Origin of the sequence: Citrobacter sp. S39 (assembly GCF_009495675.1) — a bacterium.
Classification (GTDB): Bacteria; Pseudomonadota; Gammaproteobacteria; order Enterobacterales; family Enterobacteriaceae; genus Citrobacter; species Citrobacter freundii.
Genome location: NZ_CP045555.1, coordinates 1,226,578 through 1,249,335, shown reverse-complemented (window position 1 = coordinate 1,249,335; position 22,758 = coordinate 1,226,578). Strand labels below are relative to the sequence as shown.

The 22,758-nt window shown below is 54.0% G+C and carries 18 protein-coding genes and 1 riboswitch; of the genes, 9 read left to right on the top strand and 9 right to left on the bottom strand.

What is annotated here, in order from left to right:
- Window positions 1–25: 25 nt before the first annotated feature.
- Both acpT and nikR read left to right on the top strand, forming a co-directional pair.
- A complete protein-coding gene (gene acpT / locus GFB57_RS05810; RefSeq protein WP_003023390.1) occupies window positions 26–604 on the top strand; it encodes a 4'-phosphopantetheinyl transferase AcpT in 579 nt (192 codons plus the stop codon).
- Window positions 605–653: 49 nt separating this feature from the next.
- A complete protein-coding gene (nikR, locus tag GFB57_RS05805; RefSeq protein ID WP_003023387.1) occupies window positions 654–1,055 on the top strand; it encodes a nickel-responsive transcriptional regulator NikR in 402 nt (133 codons plus the stop codon).
- 95 nt (window positions 1,056–1,150) lie between these two features.
- Here nikR and GFB57_RS05800 read toward each other — a convergent pair whose 3' ends face one another.
- The 3 genes from GFB57_RS05800 to GFB57_RS05790 are packed head-to-tail and all read right to left on the bottom strand — an operon-like array spanning window position 1,151 to window position 6,086.
- Window positions 1,151–2,275, bottom strand: coding sequence for an ABC transporter permease (locus tag GFB57_RS05800; RefSeq protein ID WP_003023385.1), 1,125 nt, complete (start codon window positions 2,273–2,275; stop codon window positions 1,151–1,153).
- Window positions 2,275–5,022 carry a ribosome-associated ATPase/putative transporter RbbA gene (gene rbbA, locus GFB57_RS05795; protein WP_003023382.1) on the bottom strand — a complete coding sequence of 916 codons (2,748 nt, stop codon included), beginning with the start codon at window positions 5,020–5,022 and terminating at the stop codon, window positions 2,275–2,277. The genes GFB57_RS05800 and rbbA overlap by 1 nt, the downstream gene beginning before the upstream one ends.
- Window positions 5,019–6,086, bottom strand: coding sequence for an HlyD family efflux transporter periplasmic adaptor subunit (locus GFB57_RS05790; RefSeq protein WP_290366943.1), 1,068 nt, complete (start codon window positions 6,084–6,086; stop codon window positions 5,019–5,021). Before GFB57_RS05790 ends, rbbA begins: the two co-directional genes overlap by 4 nt.
- A 401-nt stretch (window positions 6,087–6,487) precedes the next feature.
- A riboswitch (M-box (ykoK) riboswitch) is annotated at window positions 6,488–6,671 on the top strand.
- Between the two features lie 55 nt (window positions 6,672–6,726).
- On the opposite strand from GFB57_RS05790, the gene GFB57_RS05785 reads away from it, so the two are divergent.
- Window positions 6,727–7,740, top strand: coding sequence for a magnesium transporter (locus GFB57_RS05785; RefSeq protein ID WP_003023378.1), 1,014 nt, complete (start codon window positions 6,727–6,729; stop codon window positions 7,738–7,740).
- A 38-nt stretch (window positions 7,741–7,778) separates the two neighbouring features.
- Here GFB57_RS05785 and GFB57_RS05780 read toward each other — a convergent pair whose 3' ends face one another.
- Complete coding sequence (locus tag GFB57_RS05780) at window positions 7,779–8,972, bottom strand: NAD(P)/FAD-dependent oxidoreductase (protein ID WP_003023377.1); 1,194 nt, start codon at window positions 8,970–8,972, stop codon at window positions 7,779–7,781.
- Window positions 8,973–9,201: 229 nt separating this feature from the next.
- On the opposite strand from GFB57_RS05780, the gene pitA reads away from it, so the two are divergent.
- Window positions 9,202–10,701 carry an inorganic phosphate transporter PitA gene (gene pitA / locus GFB57_RS05775; protein ID WP_003023373.1) on the top strand — a complete coding sequence of 500 codons (1,500 nt, stop codon included), beginning with the start codon at window positions 9,202–9,204 and terminating at the stop codon, window positions 10,699–10,701.
- 64 nt (window positions 10,702–10,765) lie between these two features.
- Here pitA and uspB read toward each other — a convergent pair whose 3' ends face one another.
- Entirely contained in the window at window positions 10,766–11,101 is a 336-nt protein-coding gene (gene uspB, locus GFB57_RS05770; protein ID WP_003023371.1) for a universal stress protein UspB, read from the bottom strand.
- 392 nt (window positions 11,102–11,493) lie between these two features.
- Between uspB and uspA the strand changes: the two genes are divergently transcribed.
- A complete protein-coding gene (gene uspA / locus GFB57_RS05765) occupies window positions 11,494–11,931 on the top strand; it encodes a universal stress protein UspA (protein WP_003023368.1) in 438 nt (145 codons plus the stop codon).
- 281 nt (window positions 11,932–12,212) lie between these two features.
- On the top strand, window positions 12,213–13,685 hold the full coding sequence (gene dtpB / locus GFB57_RS05760; protein WP_003023364.1) for a dipeptide/tripeptide permease DtpB: 1,473 nt from the start codon (window positions 12,213–12,215) through the stop codon (window positions 13,683–13,685).
- A gap of 48 nt (window positions 13,686–13,733) precedes the next feature.
- Here dtpB and GFB57_RS05755 read toward each other — a convergent pair whose 3' ends face one another.
- Window positions 13,734–14,237, bottom strand: a complete 504-nt coding sequence (locus GFB57_RS05755; protein ID WP_003023361.1) for an Rrf2 family transcriptional regulator — start codon at window positions 14,235–14,237, stop codon at window positions 13,734–13,736.
- A gap of 232 nt (window positions 14,238–14,469) precedes the next feature.
- On the opposite strand from GFB57_RS05755, the gene GFB57_RS05750 reads away from it, so the two are divergent.
- On the top strand, window positions 14,470–15,669 hold the full coding sequence (locus GFB57_RS05750) for an NAD(P)/FAD-dependent oxidoreductase (RefSeq protein WP_003023357.1): 1,200 nt from the start codon (window positions 14,470–14,472) through the stop codon (window positions 15,667–15,669).
- Window positions 15,670–15,774: 105 nt separating this feature from the next.
- Here the strand turns inward: GFB57_RS05750 and rsmJ are convergent, their stop codons facing one another.
- Complete coding sequence (gene rsmJ / locus GFB57_RS05745) at window positions 15,775–16,524, bottom strand: 16S rRNA (guanine(1516)-N(2))-methyltransferase RsmJ (RefSeq protein WP_003023353.1); 750 nt, start codon at window positions 16,522–16,524, stop codon at window positions 15,775–15,777.
- Window positions 16,525–16,532: 8 nt separating this feature from the next.
- Window positions 16,533–18,575, bottom strand: a complete 2,043-nt coding sequence (prlC, locus tag GFB57_RS05740; RefSeq protein WP_003023349.1) for an oligopeptidase A — start codon at window positions 18,573–18,575, stop codon at window positions 16,533–16,535.
- Between the two features lie 208 nt (window positions 18,576–18,783).
- Between prlC and GFB57_RS05735 the strand changes: the two genes are divergently transcribed.
- Complete coding sequence (locus GFB57_RS05735; RefSeq protein ID WP_003023347.1) at window positions 18,784–19,626, top strand: 23S rRNA (adenine(2030)-N(6))-methyltransferase RlmJ; 843 nt, start codon at window positions 18,784–18,786, stop codon at window positions 19,624–19,626.
- Between the two features lie 104 nt (window positions 19,627–19,730).
- A complete protein-coding gene (gene gorA, locus GFB57_RS05730) occupies window positions 19,731–21,083 on the top strand; it encodes a glutathione-disulfide reductase (RefSeq protein WP_003023342.1) in 1,353 nt (450 codons plus the stop codon).
- Window positions 21,084–21,124: 41 nt separating this feature from the next.
- On the opposite strand, the gene GFB57_RS05725 is transcribed toward gorA, so the two are convergent.
- Complete coding sequence (locus GFB57_RS05725) at window positions 21,125–22,519, bottom strand: cytochrome-c peroxidase (protein WP_003023339.1); 1,395 nt, start codon at window positions 22,517–22,519, stop codon at window positions 21,125–21,127.
- Window positions 22,520–22,758 lie beyond the last annotated feature (239 nt).

Genomic DNA, 22,758 nt, shown 5'->3' with positions numbered 1-22,758 from the left:
ATTATTACTAAAGGTTAGTCCTGATATGTACCGGATCGTTCTTGGGAAAGTTTCTGTTTTAAGCGCTGGCGAACTGCCTGCCGCGATGAAAGAGCAAGCGCCGCAAGGTGTTCGCCGTGCGCGCTGGCTGGCAGGTCGCGTGCTGCTTTCCCATGCACTTTCGCCATTACCGAACATCATCTATGGCGAGCAAGGAAAACCGGCCTTTTCCGCCGATACGCCGCTGTGGTTCAATCTCAGCCACAGCGGCGATGACATCGTCCTGCTGCTCAGCGACGAAGGGGAAGTCGGCTGCGATATTGAAGTTATTCGCCCGCGCGATAACTGGCAAACGCTGGCAAATACGGTATTCAGTCTTGGGGAACACGCTGAAGTTGAAGCCGAACACCCGGAGCAACAGCTGGCGGCGTTCTGGCGCATCTGGACGCGTAAAGAAGCTATCGTGAAACAGCGCGGCGGCAGTGCCTGGCAAATCGTCAGCGTCGACAGTACCGCGCTGACCTCCTCACTCTCCGTCAGCCAGTGCCAGATCGATACCCTGAGCCTGGCGGTTTGCACCCCCACGCCATTTACCCTGACCGCCGACGCCGTACACAGGCTGTAATGTTTTCATTCCCGTGCACCGCCGCGCAATATCGTAAGGTTGAAATCTGATGCAACGTATCACCATCACACTTGATGACGATTTATTAGAAACGCTCGACGGCCTGAGTCAGCGCCGTGGCTACAACAACCGTTCCGAAGCGATCCGCGATATTCTGCGCGGCGCACTGGCGCAGGAAACCACTCAGGAGCACGGCACTCAGGGCTTCGCGGTACTCTCGTATGTTTATGAGCATGAGAAGCGTGACCTGGCGAGCCGCATTGTTTCTACCCAACACCACCACCACGATTTATCGGTCGCCACGCTGCACGTGCACATCAACCATGACGACTGCCTGGAAATCGCCGTACTAAAAGGCGACATGGGCGATGTACAGCATTTTGCCGATGACGTGATCTCCCAACGCGGCGTGCGCCACGGTCATTTGCAGTGCCTGCCGAAAGAAGAGTAATTGCCTGTTTCGTTGCCGGATGGCGGCTACGCCTTATCCGGCCTACTCCGTTACCGTTTGTAGGCCAGGCAAGCGAAGCCCCCTGGCAATAATGTTTACGCCATCGTGCCAATCGTCTTTCTAAAGCGCAGCAGCGCTATCAGGAAGAACGCGCTGCCAATCGCCAACAGCGTCATGAACTGCGGCCAGACGATGCCAAACCCTGCGCCGCGGTAAAGTATCGCCTGCGCGAGGCTGACAAAATGGGTAGTTGGCATAGTCAGCATTATGTCCTGCACCGCCTGCGGCATGCTTTCACGCGGTGTAGAACCACCAGAGAGCATCTGTAGCGGCAGCAGTACCAGAATCATCAGTAACCCCAGTTGCGGCATAGAGCGCGCCAGCGTGCCCATAAAAATACCGATCGAGGTGGTGGCGAACAGGCTCAGCGCCACGCCCAGCATAAACAGCGGTATCGAACCTTCAATCGGTACGCCAAGCACGCCTTTTACCATCAGCATCAGCGACAGACCGGAAACCACCAGCACCACCAGACCCATCGACCAGATTTTTGCCATCATGATCTCAAACGGCGTCACCGGCATCACCAGCAGATGCTCAATGGTCCCGTGCTCGCGCTCGCGAATTAGCGCCGACCCGGTAAGCACGATCGCCAGCATGGTGATGTTGTTGATAATCGCCATCACCGCGCCAAAGCGGGCAGGTTCCAGATTAGGGTTAAAGCGCATACGCATTTCCAGCGCCACCGGCGGCTCACGATTGTCACGGTATCGGGCCACAAAGCTGTTCACCTCGCCGCTGATGATATTCTGGATATAGCTGTTGCCGGTAAAGGCCTGGCTCATCCGCGTGGCATCGACGTTAACCTGTATATCCGGCTGCCGACCGGCCAACACATCACGCTGAAAATCAGGTGGAATGTTCACGGCGAAGGTGTAGCGCCCGGCGTCCAGTCCGGCATCCATCTCATCAGCGGTGATCATCTCCGGCGGTAAAAACCACGGGCGATAAAAGCTGTTCACAATCCGGTTCGACAACTGCGACTGGTCCATATCGGCAATAGCAATCGGAGCCAGATGCAGCGAACCCGGCAGGACGGTCGCGGAAGAATAAACCGAAATCGTGAAGGCAAAGACGATCAGCGTCAGCATCGCTTTGTCACCCAGCAGGCTGCGCAACTCTTTGATACCGAGGTTATAAATATTGCGTAATCGGCGCATCACCCCTCCTGTTTTTTCAGCAGTAATACGCTCAGACCAATCACCACCGGAATGGCTACCGCCAGCGGAATAAACAGCTGCCAGAGATCGGTCAGATCCAACGCTTTAGAGAACGTCCCACGCGCGATGGTCAGAAAATGGCTGGTCGGGTAAATTTCACCAATCCAGCGTCCAGGCCCTTCGAGCGAGGCGACCGGGTCGATCATCCCGGAGAACTGCGTCGCCGGGATCAGCGTAATAATCGCCGTACCAAAAATAGCCGCGATCTGGCTTTTCATAAACGTGGAAATTAACAGACCCAGCCCGGTGGCAATGGTGACGTACAACAGCGCGGCCAGCGTCAGGGTTAAAAAACTCCCTTTATGCGGGACGCCGAACACAAACACCGACAGCGCACACAGCAGCAGGAAGTTCAGCATCCCCAGCACGATGTACGGCAACTGTTTGCCGAGTAAAAACTCGCTGCGGGTCGTGGGCGTAACGTACAGGTTGATAATCGACCCCAGCTCTTTCTCACGCACTACGCTGAGGGCGCTGAGCATCGAGGGGATCATCATCAGCAGCAGCGGGATCACCGCCGGAACAATCGCCGGCAGACTCTTTACATCCGGGTTGTAACGATAGCGAGTTTCAATGGTCATCAGCCCGTTTTGCCCACTGGCATTGGGTTGACGCGCCATCACATCCTGCAGCCAGGTCTGGTGCATCGCCTGTACGTAGCCTCTGACCGTTTCAGCGCGGCTCGGCATTGCGCCATCGACCCAGACGCCAATCTTCACCGGCGTGCCACGCGCGATATCGCGGCCAAAGTTTGGCGGGATCTCTATTGCTACCGCCACTTCGCCCGAACGCATCCGTTTGTCCAGCTCGTCATAACTGGTGAGCGGCGGCTGTTCGATAAAATAGCGCGATCCCGCCAGATTCAGTGTCCACGCCTGGCTGCTGACGGTCTGGTCACGATCGAGCACCGAAAAACGCAGGTTTTCCACATCCATGCTGATGCCGTAGCCCATGATCAGCATCAGGATCACTGTGCCCATCAGCGCCAGGGTTGAACGTACCGGATCGCGTCGTAGTTCCAGCGCTTCACGGCGGCTGTAGCTGAACAACCGCCGCAGGCTAAAGCCCTGCCGCGGCGGCTGACTATTTTCATGCGCTATCGGAACATTGGCTGGCGGTAACTGAGCTTCCGGTGCCGGGCATGCCGCTTCCTGTAACCAGGAGATAAACGCCTCTTCCAGACTGGCGGCGCCACGCTGTTTCACCAGTTCCTGCGGCGTGCCGCTGGCCAGTACTTTTCCGGCGTGCATCAGCGACATGCGGTCGCAGCGCTCCGCTTCGTTCATAAAGTGGGTGGAGATAAAAATGGTCACTTTGTCCTGCCGCGACAGATCGACCATCAGTTGCCAGAACATGTCCCTCGCCACCGGATCGACCCCGGAGGTCGGCTCATCAAGAATGAGCATTTCCGGGCGATGGATCACCGCCACCGCCAGCGACAGGCGTTGACGGATCCCCAACGGCAGCGCGCCGGGCAACGCGTCTTCGACATCGGTCAGCGAAAAGCGCTCGCTCATCTCTTGTACCCGCCCGGGGATTTCTGCTTCGGGGATATGGAACAACCGCGCATGTAGTTCGAGGTTTTGCCGGACGGTCAGCTCGCTGTAGAGCGAAAACGCCTGCGACATATAGCCCACCCGGCGGCGGGTATCGATATTCTTCGGGTCAACCGCTTGCCCAAACAGCCACGCCTCACCTTCGCTTGCGGGTAGCAGACCGGTGAGCATCTTCATGGTGGTGGATTTACCGCAGCCGTTGGAGCCGAGAAAACCGAAGATTTCCCCGCGCGGAATACGAAAGTTAACGTGGTCAACGGCGACAAACTTACCGAAGCGCATAGTCAGGTCTTTCGCCTCGATAGCAATCTCTTCCTGCTCAGCGTGATACGGCGGGATCACCACCGGCTTATGCGCCTGGCGCTGGGCTTCAGGTAGCAGCGCGATAAACGCCTGCTCCAGCGTGTTGCTGTTGGTTTGTTCGCGTAGCTGCTGGGCGCTCCCGGTGGCTAACACCTCCCCGGCGTTCATCGCCACCAGCCAGTCAAAGCGCTCGGCTTCTTCCATGTAAGCGGTCGCAACCAGCACGCTCATGTTAGTCTGCCGCTGGCGAATGCTGTTAATTAGATCCCAGAACTGGGCGCGGGACAGCGGATCGACCCCGGTGGTGGGTTCATCGAGAATTAACAGTTCCGGGTCGTGGATTAACGCACAGCACAGCCCCAGCTTTTGCTTCATCCCGCCCGAGAGTTTCCCGGCGGGACGGTCGCGAAACGGTGCCAGGCCGGTGCTGTTCAGCAGCTCGGTAATCCGCGCTTCGCGTTCCGCTTTATCATGACCAAACAGCCGGGCAAAGAAATCGACGTTCTCATACACCGACAGCGTATGGTACAGGTTTTTCCCTAACCCCTGCGGCATCCAGGCAATGCGCGGGCAGACATCCCGTCGATGTTTTGGGTCGCGCATATCGCCGCCTAGCACCATCACGTTGCCGTGTTCAATGACCCGCGCGCCGGAGATGAGCGACAGCAGGCTCGATTTTCCGACGCCATCCGGGCCAATAAGCCCCACCATACAGCGGGCAGGGATATCCAGCGTGATGTTGTTCAGCGCGACCGTTTTCCCGTAATGCTGACTCACGCCGTCAAGGTGCGCCACGGGAGGAACGGGAACCAGCGCCAGATGCGTCATTGCGGCAACCTCACCACCAGGTCGTCAGGCCAGGGGCGATTTTCATCAACACGCACCCACGCCATGCCCGGCAGACCGGTTTTCACGTACTCCAGATGCTGCTGCAACAGCTCTGGCGGGATACGCGCTTTAACGCGGAACATCAGCTTCAGCCGTTCATCACTGGTTTCGACCGTTTTCGGCGTGAACTGCGCGACGCTAGCCACAAAGCTAATGGTCGCCGGAATACGCAGATCCGGCGCAGCATCCAGCACCAGGCGAGCTTCACCGCCAATCTTCAATAAACCAGCCTGTTCGGTAGGTAAGAAGAACGTCATGTAGACATCGCTGAGATCGACCATATTCAGTACGCGACCGCCCGCGGAAAGCACCTCGCCCGGTTCGGCGACACGGTACTGCACGCGACCATCGCGCGGGGCTTTCAGCTCGCTGTCATCAATATCAGCGGCAATGCGACGTTCGGTGGCCTGCGCGGCTTCTACACGGGTTTGCGCCTGAATGATGCTGGTACGTGCGGCTTCAATTGCGGCTTTTGCCGCAGAGACCTGCGCCTTGGCGGATTCCAGTGCCGCGCGAGCACTTTCAGCCGCGGCCCTGTCGTCATCCAGCTGTTGCTCGGATACAGCCCCACTCAGGGATAGAGAACGGGAGCGAACGTGACGTTTAGAGACCGACTGCAGTTCCGCCTCGCGCTGTTTTACCACCGACTGCGCGGCGCGCATTTCACTTTGCCGCTGTTCCAGCAGCGCTCGTGCCGCCGCCACCGCGCTTTCGGCTTCTTTGATTTGCGCGACAGCTTCCAGCCGCTGCTCCTGCAGCACGCGGGTATCCATTTTCGCCAGCACCTCGCCCTGACGAACGAACTGCCCTTCCGATACGAGGATTGTGTCAATTCGTCCGGCAATCTTGGTGGCAATATCCACTTCGGTAGCTTCTATTCTGCCGTTGCTGGCCGCGAAACCTTCCGGAATCCCCGCAGGACGCAACATCCACCATGCTATTGCAGCAACCACCACCACAATACCCGCGCCCCACCACACCAGATGACGCTTAATCTTTTCCATATCCGACCCGCCGTAATCCCTGTTATCAAACGATGCGTGTCACAAAGCCCACTGAACAGCTATTCAGCGGGAGATTCCATCCGGGATGAGAAGGAATGAGAAATAATGGCCAGAGTGCGGACAGGCGTAATAGCAACGCACGCCGCGAAGGAAGTGAGTGACGAAAATGCTGTGAAATCGGGTAGTAATGTTGTCATCATCAGCGTTCCTGGCCGGAAATGAAACACGCATACTCATAACTGCTGTCTATTGAATACTAACACTTGGATTCAATATGTCTATTCGGTTGTCGTTTCCAGTTCAGCCCTGGCAAAAGAAATATTTCGTATATCAACGATTGATAAACAATCGCAACTATAAACATAATCAATGATTAGGCATCCCTATAATAGCGGCTCATTTACCGATCTCGTTATGGCGAGGCTCCTGTACAAATACAAGTTACCGCCCTGCTGGTATCGAGAGAGACCACTCAGGGAAATACAGGCATCCATCGAATCAAGGTGTTGCCAAGGTAACTTCTGACGATTTCACCATCGGACAGATACGTTGTTCAGTGCTAAAACCAGGACGTAGGGATCTGCCTGTGCTAACCCTGTCTTGTTCGCCCCTATGAGAGATTTTTATAGGGAATTACACCATGTCATCTATGCCACTCTGCGCCGCTCATCATCCTATGCCGGATTTCAACGGCGACGCTATCGCCCAATATATGCGCACCGATTTTATTACTCTGCCGGACCATCTCAGCGTGAACGGCGCTCGCGAGTACTTTGTCTCCCAACTCACAACGGATGACATCCCAGGCCAGGTCTTTGTTGTGGCCGGAAAAGCGCTGCACGGGGTGTTATCCATCAAGCGCTTATTGCAGGAAAAAGATACGTCGCTGAACATCAACCATCTTACGGACAGCTGTTTATTTCATGTAAAGCCTGATGATGAACGGGCGCAGGTCGTTGCCGAGTTAGCCGAACGCGAAGTCGATCTGGTTGCTGTCGTTGAGAGAGGTGAGCTGGTCGGTTGTCTGATGGAAAAAGAGATCGCTCATCTACAGGAAGATGATGTTACCGAAGACGTTCAGCTTCAGGGCGCCACGCTACCGCTGGAAAAACCCTATCTGGAAATTAGTCCGTGGACATTGTGGAAAAAGCGTTCGGTCTGGCTCCTGCTGCTGTTTGTCGCAGAAGCCTATACCAGCAGCGTGCTTCAGCATTTTGAAGAGGCGCTGGAATCCGCAATTGCCCTGGCCTTTTTTATTCCGCTATTAATTGGTACTGGCGGCAACAGCGGTACGCAGATCACTTCGACGCTGGTACGTTCAATGGCGCTTGGAGAAGTGCGGCTGCGCGATATGGGCCGGGTGATCCGCAAAGAAGTTTCAACTTCGCTGCTGATCGCTCTGACGCTGGGCCTGGCAGGGTGCTTACGCGCGTGGATGATGGGCATCGGCATGGAAATCACGCTGATCGTCAGCCTGACGCTGGTTTGCATTACGCTGTGGAGCGCCGTGGTGTCATCAGTGATCCCCATGGTGCTCAAGCGTATCGGCATTGATCCCGCCGTGGTTTCAGCCCCGTTTATCGCCACGCTTATCGACGGTACCGGATTAATTATCTACTTTAAAATCGCCCAGCACTTTCTTGGTCTGAACTAATGATAACGCCCGGCAGCTCAGGTTGTCGGGCGTCACAGTCAGGCTGGCGCTAAATCTTGCGCACACGCCCAGGCGCTCGACCATGCCCACTGGAAGTTATAGCCTCCCAACCAGCCGGTAACGTCCATCACTTCGCCGATAAAATAGAGTCCCGGCACTTTACGTGCTTCCATCGTGCGCGATGAAAGCTCATTGGTATCAACGCCGCCCAGTGTGACTTCAGCGGTACGATACCCTTCCGTACCGTTCGGCTGCACCCGCCAATCGGTCAGCGTATCAACCAGCGTTTGTTGATCGCGCACGTTAAGCTGTTTCAGCGAGACGTCCGGGATTTGCCCTAACTGCTGTAAACATTCCACCAGCCGTTTTGGCAACTGCATAGCAAGCGTATTCTTTAAGCTCTGATTAGGGTGGGCGCTGCGTTGGTCATCGAGGAAGCTCGCAAGGTCAACATCCGGCAACAAATTAATGCTGACAAATTCGCCTGGCTGCCAAAAACTGGAAATCTGCAGTACGGCCGGACCAGAAAGCCCGCGGTGTGTAAAGAGCAGATTTTCACGAAAGACGGTGCCGTCCTCGGCGGTGATAACAGAGGAGACCGACACGCCAGAGAGCACCTGAAGCTGCTCCAGCAGTGGCTTATGCAACGTAAAGGGCACCAGTCCTGCGCGCGTTGGCAATACGTTCAGACCGAACTGTTCGGCAATTTTATAACCAAACGGCGTCGCGCCCAGCCCCGGCATAGAGAGACCACCAGAGGCAATAACCAGCTTTTTCGTGCCCACGATCATCCCGTTCAATTCGAGAATGAAATCATCACCCTCTCGCTCGACGCTCAGAACTTCGCTTCGTAACCGCATAGTTACGTTACCTTTTTCACACTCGTCTACCAGCATATCGACAATTTGTTGGGCGGAATCATCGCAGAACAGCTGGCCTAGCGTTTTTTCGTGCCAGGCAATACCGTGTTTGCCCACCAGGTCGATAAAATCCCACTGCGTGTAACGCGCCAGCGCCGATTTGCAAAAATGGGGGTTTTGGCTCAAATAGGCGGCAGGCTCGACATAAAGATTGGTAAAGTTGCAGCGTCCCCCGCCAGACATGAGAATCTTACGCCCCGGCTTTTTACCATTATCAATCAGCAGTACGCGACTACCTGCTTGTCCTGCCTGCGCGGCACAAAACATACCCGCTGCGCCAGCGCCTATAATAACGGTATCAAACCTTTCCACGTTGCGATCCTCTCTAAAAAGCGGGTGTGAATTGTAAAGATTCCTCAGTGGTCGCACCAGCACCAAACTACCGATAAAGGGTATTTAACTGAAATATATAGGATAATTCTTTAGTGGTGTAAAACAAAGCAGGAGACAAATCAAAAAAACTCTATATTTCACTTTGCCCGCGCCGCCAAAGTCACTGATAATGCGCCGCGTTCATGTCCTCAAAATGGCGTAACGTCCTATGCTACATTTGTTTGCTGGCCTGGATTTACATACCGGGCTTTTACTATTGCTTGCTCTGGCTTTTGTGCTGTTCTACGAAGCGATTAACGGCTTCCATGATACAGCCAATGCTGTCGCAACCGTGATCTATACCCGTGCAATGCGTTCGCAATTGGCGGTGGTCATGGCTGCGGTGTTCAACTTCTTTGGTGTTTTGCTGGGCGGTCTCAGCGTGGCGTATGCCATCGTGCATATGCTACCAACGGATCTGCTGCTTAATATGGGATCGTCACATGGCCTTGCCATGGTGTTCTCCATGCTGCTGGCAGCAATTATCTGGAACCTGGGTACCTGGTACTTTGGTTTACCTGCATCCAGCTCCCACACGCTGATTGGCGCCATTATCGGTATTGGTTTAACCAATGCGCTGATGACTGGCACCTCGGTAGTGGATGCACTTAACATTCCGAAAGTTATCGGTATTTTTGCTTCGCTTATCATCTCGCCAATTGTTGGTCTGGTGGTTGCAGGCGGTCTTATCTTCATTCTGCGTCGCTACTGGAGCGGTACAAAAAAACGTGCCCGTATCCACCTGACGCCAGCAGAACGTGAAAAGAAAGATGGCAAGAAAAAGCCGCCGTTCTGGACCCGTATTGCCCTAATCCTCTCCGCTATCGGCGTGGCGTTCTCTCATGGCGCTAACGACGGGCAGAAAGGCATTGGTCTGGTGATGCTGGTGCTGATTGGCGTAGCGCCTGCAGGTTTCGTGGTGAATATGAATGCTTCCGGTTACGAGATTACCCGTACCCGTGATGCCATCAATAACGTCGAAGTCTTCTTCCAGCAGCGTCCTGACCTGCTTAAACAGGCCACAGGCGTAGACCAGTTGATTCCGTCCCCGACGGACGCGGCACCAGCGACGACGACAGAGTTCCATTGCCACCCGGCGAATACCATCAACGCGCTGGAACGTGCGAAAGGTATGCTGGCGAACCTGGAAACCTACGACAAGTTAAGCGTCGAACAGCGTGGTCAGCTGCGCCGTATTATGCTGTGCATCTCTGATACCACGGATAAAGTGGTTAAGCTGCCTGGCGTAAGCACTGACGATCAGCGTCTGCTGAAAAAACTGAAAGCTGACATGCTGAGCACCATTGAGTATGCGCCTATCTGGATCATTATGGCCGTCGCACTGGCGCTGGGCATTGGTACCATGATCGGCTGGCGTCGCGTAGCCACCACCATTGGTGAGAAAATCGGTAAGAAAGGCATGACCTATGCCCAGGGGATGTCGGCACAGATGACTGCCGCAGTCTCTATCGGTCTCGCCAGTTACACCGGTATGCCCGTTTCCACCACCCACGTTCTCTCTTCTTCCGTTGCGGGGACGATGGTTGTTGATGGCGGCGGTTTACAGCGTAAAACGGTGACCAGCATTCTGATGGCCTGGGTCTTCACCCTGCCAGCCGCAATTCTTCTTTCCGGCGGGCTTTACTGGCTCTCTCTGAAGCTTATCTAAGCGAATGCACGGTAAAAAAGCGGGTCAGTTTTCTGACCCGCTTTTTTTGTATCTGTCGTTGGCATCAGTGCCAGATAATCAGCGCAACCATGCTGATTAGCACCAGGCCACATAGCGCGCTGGTGAGGATGAACTGACCGCGAACCCGCTCACAGCGGCGAATAAACTCATCATCATGATGATCGCGGTAACGCTGAGCGTAGATATACCACACCAGACGCATCTGCTTGTTCGGTTGCCCATGCGAGGTAAAAAAGCCCCCACCATCTACATACTGGTAAAGCAATGGATCGCAACCACGAAGTACCACTAACAGTGCGCGTAACGAAGAAAAATAGCGCGCCATATTAACAATGCAAACGACACATAAAGCCCAGAACAATGCAATGGTGCTTATCATACCTCCTCCCCGGCGACCCGCCCACGGAACTCCTTTCCGGGACTACCGCTCCCCGATACCCTGCCAAATCATTCAGTGAAGAGTACAGCCGAACCGTTCGTATTAGTATCACGCATCCGAACGCCTCTCTAGATAGTGTAGGAGATTAGTTAATTTTTTTGCCAGAAGGTTAATCGCTATCAATGCAATTAACTAAAAAATTTGTTTAACTGCTTGGCAAGCAAGGCGGATTGACGGATTATCCTGGTCGCTATAATGTAAGGATAGTCCTTATATGGTACGTTTTTACGACTGGGCTAGCCCCGCGCGCAAGGTTCGCAGGATGCGGATGACGCGGCGGCAGGTAAACGCCAGCAGGCTAGTCATCGACAACTTATGGAAGGAGTAACACTATGGCTTATAAACACATTCTTATCGCGGTTGATCTTTCTCCGGAAAGCAAAGTTCTGGTTGAAAAAGCGGTCTCTATGGCGCGGCCTTACAATGCTAAAGTCTCCCTTATCCACGTTGACGTAAACTATTCCGACCTGTACACCGGGCTTATCGACGTGAATCTGGGCGACATGCAGAAACGCATTTCTGAAGAAACCCACCACGCGCTAACCGAGCTTTCCACCAACGCAGGCTACCCTATCACCGAAACCCTGAGCGGTAGCGGCGACCTGGGCCAGGTTCTGGTTGATGCCATCAAAAAATACGACATGGATCTGGTCGTTTGTGGTCACCACCAGGATTTCTGGAGCAAGCTAATGTCCTCCGCGCGCCAACTGATCAACACTGTCCACGTCGACATGCTGATTGTTCCGCTGCGTGACGACGAAGAAGCATAAAACGCTGGCCGTCGGGAGATAACCCGACGCGCTACAAGTCGTTAAGCCTGTAAACGCCCGCCTTTGCGGGCGTTTTTGTTTTTATCATTCAGACACAATTAGTACATCAATCCAACAAATAAATCATAATTAGTGTGATCAACTAATTGGATCGAAAACTATCTCTATAATACTCTACTCCTGCGGCCAATAACCGCAGTCTATAACAAAATAAGACTTTTTCGGCGCGTTTAAGCATACGCGTTCATACTTTTCGGGATGGCTTTGAAAGGCGATGGAATATGAATAAAACTGCACCTACGGGCTTGCTGCAGCAACCTCGTCCGTTCTTCATGATCTTCTTTGTGGAATTATGGGAACGATTTGGCTATTACGGCGTTCAGGGCATCCTGGCGGTATTTTTTGTTAAGCAGCTCGGTTTTTCGCAGGAACAGGCATTTGTCACCTTTGGTGCATTTGCCGCGCTGGTCTACGGCCTGATCTCGATCGGCGGCTACGTCGGCGACCATCTGTTAGGCACTAAGCGTACGCTGGTACTCGGCGCCATTGTGCTGGCGATCGGCTACTTCATGACCGGGATGTCACTGCTTAAGCCCGACCTGATTTTTATTGCTTTGGGTACCATTGCCGTCGGTAACGGGCTGTTTAAAGCCAACCCGGCAAGCCTGCTGTCAAAATGCTATCCACCGAAAGACGCCCGTCTGGACGGTGCTTTCACCCTGTTTTATATGTCGATTAACATCGGTTCACTGCTGTCGTTGTCGCTGGCACCGGTGATTGCCGATAAGTTTGGCTATGCGGTGACCTATAATCTGTGCGGGGCCGGGCTTATTGTCGCGCTGTTGGTCTACTTTGCCTGCCGTGGAATGGTGAAGAATATCGGTTCAGAGCCAGACCATAAGCCGCTGAATTTCCGTAATCTATTCTGCGTGCTGGCCGGAACGGTAGTGATGGTATTTATCTGCGCCTGGCTGATGCACAACGTGCAGATTGCCAACCTGGTGCTGATCGTCCTATCGATTGCCGTGACGATCATCTTCTTCCGTCAGGCCTTCAAACTGGATAAAACCGGGCGCAACAAAATGTTTGTGGCCTTTATCCTGATGCTGGAAGCGGTGGTGTTCTACGTGCTGTACGCGCAGATGCCAACTTCGCTGAACTTCTTTGCTATCAATAACGTGCACCATGAAATTCTTGGTTTCGCCATCAACCCGGTAAGCTTCCAGGCGCTGAACCCGTTCTGGGTGGTACTGGCGAGTCCGGTACTAGCTGCAATCTATACCCGTCTGGGCAACAAAGGTAAAGACCTGACCATGCCGATGAAGTTTACGCTCGGTATGTTCCTGTGCTCGCTGGGTTTCCTGACCGCCGCTGCAGCCGGAATGTGGTTTGCCGATGCGCAGGGGCTGACGTCGCCGTGGTTTATCGTGCTGGTGTATCTGTTCCAGAGCCTGGGTGAACTGCTGATTAGCGCCCTGGGGCTGGCTATGGTCGCCGCTCTCGTGCCACAACACCTGATGGGCTTTATTCTCGGGATGTGGTTCCTGACCCAGGCAGCAGCCTTCCTGATGGGGGGTTATGTCGCGACGTTCACCGCCGTACCAGAGAACATCACCGACCCGCTGCAAACGCTGCCTATCTATACCAACGTCTTCAGTAAGATTGGTCTGGTGACCCTGGCCGTAACGGTGGTGATGGCGATTATGGTGCCATGGCTGAACCGCATGATTAATACGCCGAGCACCGAACAATAACCTTCAGTGCCGGATGGCGGCTATTGCCCTATCCGGCATTTTCACTCACTACCCTTTACGCGCGTCTATCCACTCCTGCACTTCCACCACAAAGGTGTCCGGCGCTTTGCGGTACATTTTGCGCGCCAAGTCCAGAATCGTATGCTGACCGAGCGCTTCTTCCATCCGCTGCTGGGCCATGTCCATTACCGAACGCACACCACAAATGCCTTCACAGGCCCACTCTGGTGGATGCTCCTCAAATACCGCCAACCGCTGGCGAATTTCACGACATTCAAAGATGCGCTTATCACCATCAATAGCATTCACCACATCCAGCACAGTGATGTGTTCAGCAGGTTTAGCTAACTGGAAACCACCGCCCTTGCCTTCAATGCTGCGCACCAGACCCGCTTTGGACAGACGGGTGAAAATTTTTGCCAGATAGTCATATGGCACACTTTGCAGTTCGGCAATTTCCCGCACGCTCATATCCCGCGCGTCGCCCTTACTGTCGACCATACACATCAGGCTATGAATGCCGTACTCAACCCCAGAACTGTAGAATGCCATTCTCTTATCTCAGTCAAAATTAATCTGAGTTTATTGTAGCTTTTTCGTTTCACTCATTCCAGACAGCAAAGTACCCCCTCTTCACAATAAAACTTTAAATACATATTTATCAAATAGATAATAAAAAATCCTCACCCTTTGAGGCAAAAAGGATCTCAATCGCATTGCAATTCATAACTACGACAAATAAAATCCGAGTAAATAACTCGTAGTCACCAGTGAGAAAACTCCAATGCGTAAACAAATTCTGATCGTGGGCGCCGGCTTTGCCGGTATGTGGGCAGCATTAAGCGCCGCACGACTGGCGGATAAACATCAGCAGGCCATTGATATTACAGTAATTGCGCCACAGCCAGAGCTGCGTGTCCGCCCACGTTTTTATGAAAGCGCCGTTCATACGCTGGTCGCACCACTGCAACCGCTGTTTGACGTTACCGGCGTCAACTTCCTGCAAGGTCACGTCGAGCAAATCCTCCCGGACTCTAAAGAGGTGAGCTGGAAAGATGCCAACGGTGACATTCATCTGCGCCGCTACGACCGCCTGGTGCTTGCCAGCGGAAGTCACGTAAACCGCGACACCGTCACCGGTGCCGCCGAGCACGCGTTTGACCTCGACCAACTTGAGAGCGCCGCCGTACTGGAGCAGCACATTAACGATCTGGCATTACATCCGGAAAGTGAGGCTCGCAATACGGTAGTGGTCTGCGGCGGCGGCTTTACCGGCATTGAAATGGCGCTGGAATTACCAGGTCGTTTGCGCGAAATATTGGGCGCTGATGCTAAGACCAGAGTTGTCGTAGTTGAACGCGGCGCTCAGCCGGGTGGACGCTGGAGCCAGGAATTACGTGACGTGATTATCGAAGCCTCTGCTGAACTGGGCGTCGAGTGGCTGGTCAATGCGGAAGTAGAGTGCGTGGATGCCTCTGGCGTCACGCTGAAAGATGGACAGGTGATTTCTTCCCAGACAGTTATCTGGACCGTCGGCGTACAGGCTAATAGCCTGACAGCACAGATTAACGCCCCGCGCGATCGCCAGGGCCGTCTGCATGTAAATGCCAATCTGCAGGTTGTGGGTCACGATGATATCTACGCCACTGGCGATGTAGCCTACGCCGCCACCGACGACAAAGGCAATCATGCGCTGATGACCTGCCAGCACGCCATCTTGCTGGGTAAATTTGCCGGTAATAATGCCGCGGCAGACCTGTTAAACATAACACCACTGCCATATCGTCAGGAAAACTACGTCACCTGCCTGGATCTTGGTGCCTGGGGTGCGGTGTATAGCGAAGGATGGGATCAGCAGGTGAAACTGACGCGCGCAGAAGCGAAAAAGCTGAAGGTGTCGATTGTCAGCGAGCTGATTTACCCGCCGAAGGCGGACCGCGCGGTAGCGTTTGAGATTGCCGATCCGCTGGCACCGTTTGTTTAACCCGTGATGCCGGATGCGGCTACCGCCTTATCCGGCCTACTAACGGCACCGAACTGTAGACCCGATAAGCGTAGCGCCATCGGGCACTATAGCTGACCATCTGGCCTATGCCGTTCCCGCATAAATATCGAACCGATGCCCTTTTGTAACTACCGCGTTCGGCGTGGCGACATCCGCCAGCGGCGGCGCGTAGTCCGGACGCTTCACCACCACTCGTTTGGTGGCTAACTGACGAGCAGGCTCCAGCAGCCCATCCGCATCCAGATCCGGCCCCACCAGCGACTGAAACACGCGCATCTCTTTTTTCACCAGCGCGCTTTTCTGCTTATGTGGGAACATCGGGTCGAGGTACACCACCTGCGGGCGCGGCGTGATATCGGTTAACGCCGTCAGGCTCGACGCGTGAATCAACTGCAAACGCTCCTGCAGCCACGGACCGATTTCCGGGTCGGCATACCCGCGCGCCAGGCCATCGTCAAGCAGCGCAGCAACCACCGGATTACGTTCCAGCATTCGTACGCGACAGCCTACCGAGGCCAGTACAAACGCATCGCGCCCCAGCCCTGCGGTTGCATCGACCACATCCGGCAGGTAATCGCCTTTAATGCCGACCGCCTTCGCCACCGCTTCACCGCGGCCACCGCCAAATTTGCGCCGATGGGCCATCGCACCGCCCACGAAATCGACGAAGATACCGCCGAGCTTAGGTTCATCGCGTTTGCGCAGCTCCAGATGTGCTGTCGTCATCACCAGCGCCATCAGGTTATCTTCATCGTGTTCCAGTCCCCAGCGGGCGGCCAGAACAGATAAGGCGCCGTCTCCGGCGCCTGTTTCATCGACTAAGCAGATTTTCACGTGAATAATCAGCCTTTAATCCCGTAATGCTCCAGCATTGCATCCAGCTGTGGTTCACGGCCACGGAAGCGCTTGAACAGTTCCATCGGCTCTTCAGAACCGCCACGGGTGAGGATGTTATCGAGGAACGATTGTCCGGTTTGACGGTTGAAAATCCCTTCATCTTCGAAGCGAGAGAAGGCATCTGCCGCCAGCACGTCGGCCCACAGATAGCTGTAGTAACCCGCCGCGTAGCCACCAGCAAAAATGTGGCTGAAGGCATGTGGGAAGCGGCCCCAGGTTGGGCCCGGCACCACTGCGACCTGTTTTTTAATTTCCGCCAGCGTGTCGAGGATTTTAGCCCCTTGCTGCGGGTTAAATTCCGCGTGCAGACGGAAATCAAACAGACCGAACTCCAGTTGACGCAGAATAAACAGCGCCGCCTGGTAGTTTTTCGCCGCCAGCATTTTATCCAGCAGTTCCTTCGGCAGCGGTTCGCCAGTTTCATAATGGCCGGAGATAAACGCCAACGCTTCTGGCTCCCAACACCAGTTTTCCATAAACTGGCTCGGCAGTTCGACCGCATCCCATGGCACACCGTTGATACCGGAAACACCGGCAGTTTCGATACGGGTCAGCATATGGTGCAGACCGTGGCCGAACTCGTGGAACAGGGTAATCACTTCATCGTGGGTAAACAGCGCAGGTTTACCGTTCACCGGACGGTTAAAGTTACAGGTCAGGTAGGCAACCGGTTTTTGCAACGTGCCGTCACTTTTACGCATCTGGCCGACGCAGTCATCCATCCACGCCCCGCCGCGTTTATGTTCACGGGCATACAGGTCGAGGTAGAAGCTGCCGCGCAGCTCGTTATTTTCATCATACAGCTCGAAGAAACGAACTTCCGGATGCCAGACGTCAACATCGGTGCGCTCCTTAGCGGTAATGCCGTAAATACGTTTAACCACTTCAAACAGGCCGTTAACGGCTTTGTTCTCCGGGAAATAAGGACGCAGCTGCTCGTCGCTGATGCTGTAGAGGTGCTGTTTTTGTTTCTCGCTGTAGTAAGCGATATCCCACGGCTGCAGCTCATCAACACCAAATTCCGCTTTGGCGAAGGCGCGCAGCTGAGCCAGCTCTTTCTCCCCCTGCGGACGGGCACGTTTCGCCAGATCGGTCAGGAAGTCGAGGACCTGCTGCGGGTTCTCCGCCATTTTGGTAGCCAGAGATTTAAAGGCGTAGCTTTCAAAGCCCAGCAGCTGTGCCAGTTCGTGGCGCAGCGCGAGGATCTCTTCCATTATCGGGCTGTTGTCCCATTTGCCCGCATTCGGCCCCTGGTCAGACGCGCGCGTGGAGTAAGCGCGATACATCTCTTCACGCAGCCCCTGGTTGTCACAGTAGGTCATCACCGGCAGGTAGCTTGGGATATCCAGCGTTAACAGATAGCCTTCCTGCTCTTTGGCTTCCGCCTGGGCCTTCGCCGCAGCCAGCGCGCTTTCCGGCATACCAGCCAGCTCGGCTTCATCGGTGACTAACTTCGTCCAGCCCATCGTGGCATCAAGGACGTTATTGCTGTACAAGTTGCCGAGCTCAGACAGACGGGTGGCGATTTCACCATAGCGCTGCTGTTTTTCCTTCGGCAGACCAATACCAGAAAGCTCAAAATCGCGCAGCGCGTTATCGACCGCTTTTTTCTGCGCGGTACTCAGGGTGGCGTAATGATCGCCATCACGCAGGTCGCGGTACGCTTTGTACAGGCCTTCATGTTGTCCAACCCAGGTGCTGTATTCAGACAGCAGCGGCAGCGTTTGTTCGTAGGCCTCACGCAGTTCCGGGCTGTTTTTCACCGAGTTCAGGTGGCTAACAGGAGAGAAAATACGCCCCAGCACATCGTCAACTTCCGCCAACGGCTGGCAGAGATTTTCCCAGGTGTACGGCGCGCCCTGCGCAACCACACGTTCAACGTTTTCGCGGCAATCGTTCAGCGCCTTAGTGACGGCAGGCACGACATGCTCAGGCTGAATTTTAGAAAACGGCGGCAGTTCGAAGGGAGTCAGCAATGGATTGGTCATTAGCGCGGTCCTGTTGAAAAGAGTGAATGAAGCGCGTATCCGGCGCTGTGCATATTAATTTGTACAATGGGGTTAAGTGTAGAGGATTTCAATGCTAACCGTGACGGAAAGACGCCCGGTGGTGCTGCGCTTACCGGGCCTACGGGTAATCTGTGCCGATCTGCTGTAAACTGTGGCAAATCGTCATTTCAGCGGAATTTCATTACCCATGCTCAGTTATCGCCACAGTTATCACGCAGGCAACCACGCCGACGTCCTGAAACACACCGTCCAGAGCCTGATCATTGAATCGCTCAAAGAGAAAGAAAAACCGTTTCTCTATCTGGACACCCATGCTGGTGCTGGCCGTTATCAGCTGAGCAGTGAGCATGCCGAACGTACCGGTGAATATCTGGAAGGGATCGCCCGTATCTGGCAGCAGGACGATTTGCCTGCCGAACTGGAACCCTACATTGGCGTAGTGCAACACTTCAACCGTAGCGGTCAGTTGCGCTACTACCCGGGCTCTCCGTTAATTGCTCGCCAGCTGCTGCGCGAACAGGATAGCCTGCAATTAACTGAACTGCACCCGAGCGACTTTCCCCTGCTGCGCGGCGAATTCCAGAAAGATGAGCGCGCACGCGTGGCCAAAGCCGATGGTTATCAGCAGCTGAAAGCAAAATTGCCACCGGTTTCACGTCGTGGGCTGATCCTTATCGATCCACCCTACGAAATCAAAAGCGACTATCAGGCGGTGGTCACCGGTATTAACGAAGGCTACAAGCGTTTCGCGACCGGCACCTATGCGCTGTGGTATCCGGTGGTTCTGCGCCAACAAATCAAGCGCATGATCCACGATCTCGAAGACACCGGCATCCGCAAAATTCTGCAAATTGAACTGGCGGTGCGCCCGGACAGCGATCAGCGCGGTATGACAGCGTCTGGCATGATTGTGATTAACCCGCCGTGGAAGCTGGAGCAGCAGATGAACAACGTTCTGCCGTGGTTGCACAGCAAACTGGTTCCGGCAGGAACCGGTCATACCTCGGTAAGCTGGATCGTGCCGGAGTAATCGCAGCCATCGGTGGAACCTTTTAATATCAGGTATACAATCGCGAATATTTTGGCGGATGGCGTAACGCTTCTCCGCCCTACAATGAACATGAAGGAGCGGTCATGACCAAGCACTATGATTACATCGCTATTGGCGGCGGCAGCGGCGGTATTGCCTCCATTAACCGTGCAGCAATGTACGGCCAGAAATGCGCACTCATTGAAGCCAAAGAGTTAGGCGGAACCTGCGTTAACGTGGGCTGCGTACCAAAGAAAGTGATGTGGCATGCCGCCCAGGTTCGCGAAGCGATCCACATGTACGGGCCGGATTACGGTTTCGACACCACCATCAATAAGTTCGACTGGGATAAACTGATCGCCACGCGTACCGCTTATATCGATCGTATTCATACCTCGTACGACAATGTGCTGGGCAAAAATAATGTCGATGTGATTAAAGGCTTTGCCCGCTTTGTGGATGCCAAAACCATTGAAGTGAACGGTGAAACCATTACTGCCGATCATATTTTGATCGCCACCGGCGGTCGCCCGAGCCATCCGAACATTCCGGGTGTGGAATACGGGATCGACTCCGACGGTTTCTTTGAGCTGCCCGCGCTGCCGAAACGCGTTGCGGTCGTCGGCGCAGGTTACATCGCCGTTGAGCTGGCAGGCGTGATTAACGGCCTGGGTGCCCAAACGCATCTGTTCGTGCGTAAACACGCGCCGCTACGCAGCTTCGACCCGATGATCGTCGACACGCTGGTTGAAGTGATGAACGCCGAAGGCCCGACTCTGCATACCCACGCGATTCCGGAAGCGGTCGTTAAAAACGCTGACGGCAGCCTGACCCTGCAACTGGAAGATGGTCGTAGCGAAACGGTAGATTGCCTGATTTGGGCAATTGGTCGTGAACCAGCCACCGATAACTTCAACCTGGCAGTTACTGGCGTGAAAACCAACGAAAAAGGCTACATCGTCGTTGATAAATATCAGAACACCAGCGTGCCGGGTATTTATGCCGTCGGCGATAATACCGGCGCCGTTGAGCTGACGCCGGTTGCCGTTGCCGCGGGCCGTCGCCTGTCCGAGCGTCTGTTTAACAACAAACCGGACGAACATCTGGACTACAGCAACATCCCGACCGTGGTCTTCAGCCATCCGCCAATTGGCACCGTGGGCCTGACCGAGCAGCAGGCTCGTGAACAGCACGGCGATGACCAGGTGAAAGTGTATAAATCATCATTTACCGCGATGTATACCGCTGTCACTTCACATCGTCAGCCGTGCCGCATGAAGCTGGTTTGCGTCGGTCCGGAAGAGAAGATTGTCGGTATTCACGGTATTGGTTTTGGAATGGATGAAATGCTGCAAGGCTTCGCGGTCGCACTGAAAATGGGCGCCACCAAGAAAGACTTTGATAACACCGTTGCGATTCACCCAACGGCAGCAGAAGAGTTCGTTACCATGCGTTAATCAATAAAATACCGGATGGCGCTTTGCCATCCGGTTTTCTCTTATTTACCCTGCATATACGGCGTATACACCCCGTTCAGACTCTCAAGGAACGCCACGATATCGTCGATATCTTCCTGCGGCAGTTCTTTACCCACCTGATAACGCAGCATCAGTTTTACCGCACCGTCGAGCGTAGGCACATCACCTCGATGGAAATAAGGTGCGGTCAGCGCAACGTTACGCAAGCCAGGGACTTTTTGACGCAGCTTGTCACGTAATTCATTAGTGACGTTCATGCGGCCAATATCTGCGGCAGTGACCTCGCCGAAATTAAAGTCCTTTTTCAAACCCAATGGCTCAAATGAACGCCCGCCTAAAATAATACCGCCATGACAGGTCGCGCACTTATTATCTTTAAACAACTGATAGCCATGTTTCTGCTGGGCGGTTAACGCCGCTTCATCACCGCGTAGCCATTTATCAAACGGCGAATTTGGCGTAATTAGCGTTTTCTCAAACTCAGCAATCGCATCGGTAATATTATCTCCGCTGAATCCCTGCGGATAAACCGCGATAAACTCTTGTTTGAGTTGCGGATCCTTATCCAGTTTCTGGATAATTTCATCCCAGGATTTAGACGCCATCTCGATAGGGTTCAACGGCGGGCCGCCTGCCTGCGCCTGCAATGTTGGCGCACGGCCATCCCAGAATTGTTCAACGTTGAAGACTGAGTTAAATACCGTCGGCGCGTTGATAGGACCAACCGCGCCGCCTACGCCGATTGACGTTTTGCGGCCATCCACGCCGCCCGCATTCAGGGCATGGCAGTGCGCGCAAGAAATCGTGCTGTCACCGGAAATACGCGGGTCGTGATAAAGCGTAAAGCCCAGCGCCACTTTGCGGGCATCGGTCGGAATGCTTTCCGGTATCGGCTGCACAGGCTCATTACGATGCTGCACGGCGGTATCGTTACTGGCGTAATACTGCTCGCGCTGTTTCGCAATCCAGCCCAGGATCTCTGCTCGCTCCGTATCGCTTACCTTGCCGGCCCAGTGCAGTGCGGTATAACGCGTCGGCGGCATGGTGTCGTACTGCATCACCCATTCAATTTTATTCAGGTCGCTTTGCGAAACGGGTTTATCTGCGACCAGCGCCGCACGAACGGCCTCAAGATTGAATGATTTGTATCCCAGTTGAATATCGTAATTCATCAACTGCTTAGCGACAGGAAAAGAAGAATAGAAAGGTAATTCAGCTGAAGGCGTGTGACAATAATCGCATCCTTTTTCGCGTAAAAAACCTAATACTTTATTATTTTCTTCCAGCGTAGAGGCCTGAACATCTGCCTGTTTACTACGTTGATTATCGTGATACCACACATAACCGGATAATCCAAAATAACAAATCACGACGCCAGCTATGGCAATCGCGGTAAGACGGGTAATGATTTTCATTATTTTACCCTCACCGTTGTGAGTTATTGTGACCCAGAAAAATTAGAATAATGAGTGCATAGTCTTTATCAGACTTAACCATCATAGAAAGTAAGGGATTTATTATTTTGATAAGTATCAAGCAATTACATGGGGGATAACTATCGATAGAATAGCCTGTGCCTATTACGGAGATAAGCCGTTATGGTTTTCCGTTCACAACTCGTTGCAATCGAATGTTCTGAAAATGAAATATCTTC

Bases quoted from the DNA above. Each gene is read 5' to 3' on its own strand.
- acpT (WP_003023390.1), top strand. From the start codon at position 26: ATGTACCGGATCGTTCTTGGGAAAGTTTCTGTTTTAAGCGCTGGCGAA.
- nikR (WP_003023387.1), top strand. From the start codon at position 654: ATGCAACGTATCACCATCACACTTGATGACGATTTATTAGAAACGCTC.
- GFB57_RS05800 (WP_003023385.1), bottom strand. From the start codon at position 2,275: ATGCGCCGATTACGCAATATTTATAACCTCGGTATCAAAGAGTTGCGC.
- rbbA (WP_003023382.1), bottom strand. From the start codon at position 5,022: ATGACGCATCTGGCGCTGGTTCCCGTTCCTCCCGTGGCGCACCTTGAC.
- GFB57_RS05790 (WP_290366943.1), bottom strand. From the start codon at position 6,086: ATGGAAAAGATTAAGCGTCATCTGGTGTGGTGGGGCGCGGGTATTGTG.
- GFB57_RS05785 (WP_003023378.1), top strand. From the start codon at position 6,727: ATGTCATCTATGCCACTCTGCGCCGCTCATCATCCTATGCCGGATTTC.
- pitA (WP_003023373.1), top strand. From the start codon at position 9,202: ATGCTACATTTGTTTGCTGGCCTGGATTTACATACCGGGCTTTTACTA.
- uspB (WP_003023371.1), bottom strand. From the start codon at position 11,101: ATGATAAGCACCATTGCATTGTTCTGGGCTTTATGTGTCGTTTGCATT.
- uspA (WP_003023368.1), top strand. From the start codon at position 11,494: ATGGCTTATAAACACATTCTTATCGCGGTTGATCTTTCTCCGGAAAGC.
- dtpB (WP_003023364.1), top strand. From the start codon at position 12,213: ATGAATAAAACTGCACCTACGGGCTTGCTGCAGCAACCTCGTCCGTTC.
- GFB57_RS05755 (WP_003023361.1), bottom strand. From the start codon at position 14,237: ATGGCATTCTACAGTTCTGGGGTTGAGTACGGCATTCATAGCCTGATG.
- GFB57_RS05750 (WP_003023357.1), top strand. From the start codon at position 14,470: ATGCGTAAACAAATTCTGATCGTGGGCGCCGGCTTTGCCGGTATGTGG.
- prlC (WP_003023349.1), bottom strand. From the start codon at position 18,575: ATGACCAATCCATTGCTGACTCCCTTCGAACTGCCGCCGTTTTCTAAA.
- GFB57_RS05735 (WP_003023347.1), top strand. From the start codon at position 18,784: ATGCTCAGTTATCGCCACAGTTATCACGCAGGCAACCACGCCGACGTC.
- gorA (WP_003023342.1), top strand. From the start codon at position 19,731: ATGACCAAGCACTATGATTACATCGCTATTGGCGGCGGCAGCGGCGGT.
- GFB57_RS05725 (WP_003023339.1), bottom strand. From the start codon at position 22,519: ATGAAAATCATTACCCGTCTTACCGCGATTGCCATAGCTGGCGTCGTG.